Here is a 1546-nt window from a genome sequence, read left to right as displayed (position 1 = left end):
CTTAAGGCCGCAATGGCCGGAAAGATGGTTTTCATTTCTGTGCCTGCCGTTTGCATGGGGAAAAACAATACCCCCGGTTTCGCAGGAAACCGGGGGTGGTGCAATTTTCATCGCTGCTGGGCAGCGGATCCTTGCGGATCAGTCTTGTTGCATATCAAACGCTGCGCTCGACCATCATTTGCTTGATATGTGAAATCGCCTTGGCCGGGTTCAGACCCTTGGGGCAGGTCTTGGCACAGTTCATGATGGTATGGCAGCGGTAGAGCTTGAACGGGTCTTCCAGCTGATCCAGACGTTCCGGCGTCGCCTCATCCCGGCTGTCGATGATCCAGCGGTAGGCGTGCAGGAGGGCTGCGGGTCCAAGGTAACGGTCGCCGTTCCACCAGTAGCTTGGGCAGGAGGTCGAGCAGGACGCGCACATCACGCATTCATAGAGACCATCGAGCTTCTTGCGGTCTTCGATGGACTGCTTCCACTCTTTGGCGGGGCGGTTGGTCTTGGTTTCCAGCCAAGGCATGATCGAGGCATGCTGGGCATAGAAGTGTGTCAGGTCCGGGATCAGGTCCTTGACCACCGGCATATGCGGCAGCGGGTAGATCGCCACATCGCCCTTGATCTCATCCATGCCGTAGATGCAGGCCAGCGTGTTGATGCCGTCGATGTTCATCGCGCAGGAACCGCAGATCCCCTCGCGGCAGGAACGGCGGAAGGTCAGGGTCGGATCAATCTCGTTCTTGATCTTGATCAGCGCGTCCAGCACCATCGGGCCGCAGCTGTCCATGTCCAGGAAATAGGTATCGACACGCGGGTTCTGGCCGTCATCCGGGTTCCAGCGGTAGATCTTGAACTTGCGCACATTGCTGGCGCCGTCCGGCTTGGGCCATGTCTTGCCCGTGGTGATCTTGGAGTTCTTCGGGAGGCTGAATTGAACCATGCTACTATCCTTCTATTTCAGCCCAAGGGCCACGAGGGAGTAATCTTCTTCGACGTACTTGCGCCCTCGTCTCTTTCGATGAGCGTTGAATCCGATAACCTCCACTCCGCGATCACTTTTTGTCATTGAGACATTGATCAACTTAGAGTTCGCGTTCAACGAGTGTAAGATCAACCTGTTCTCCAACCAGTCGATTAGATCGCTCTTCGGTTTTGCAAAGCGCATCTGTTCAGACGTCAACAGTGGATAGAGGATTATCTTTGACTTGTGGGACGGATGATATTCGTGCGCAGCAGTATACTTACGCATCTTATCAGGGGTGAATATCTCATTCTCGAAGCTCGCTTCGGTCTTGCCTGCGTACCAGGGTGTGGGCTTTCCATTTCGGTTTTCGAGTACCATGAGATAGCATCCAGCCGCTTGCCGGATGCCTTCAAAGTAGCTTTCTTCCATCTCGTCCCAAAAAGCCTTTCTCCACTGCCCATCTCCCATTGAAAATTCAACGGCAGGGGTCACATCGAAGAAACTCATCAGAACGTCCGCGCCTTGGGCGCGATTTTCTTGAGGCTGATGCCGCCTTCGGCTTCGGTAGAGAGCGGGTCGGTGATCACC

At 54.9% G+C, this 1546-nt stretch carries 2 protein-coding genes; both read right to left on the bottom strand.

The genetic code is table 11. From position 1 onward, the window contains the following. Positions 1 to 154 precede the first annotated feature (154 nt). Positions 155 to 934, bottom strand: a complete 780-nt coding sequence (locus A2I95_RS36845; RefSeq protein ID WP_129369894.1) for a succinate dehydrogenase iron-sulfur subunit — start codon at positions 932 to 934, stop codon at positions 155 to 157. 12 nt (positions 935 to 946) lie between these two features. Next, positions 947 to 1546 (bottom strand): hypothetical protein (locus A2I95_RS36840; protein WP_291737436.1); only part of this gene is annotated, 600 nt, incomplete at its 5' end.

It is taken from the genome of Leisingera sp. F5, from assembly GCF_001593695.1.
Note: the sequence above shows the minus strand (reverse complement) of the source record. Positions and strands in the feature narration are given on the sequence as shown.

Excerpts from the sequence above, each read along its gene's own strand:
- A2I95_RS36845 (WP_129369894.1), bottom strand. The coding sequence starts at position 934 with ATGGTTCAATTCAGCCTCCCGAAGAACTCCAAGATCACCACGGGCAAG.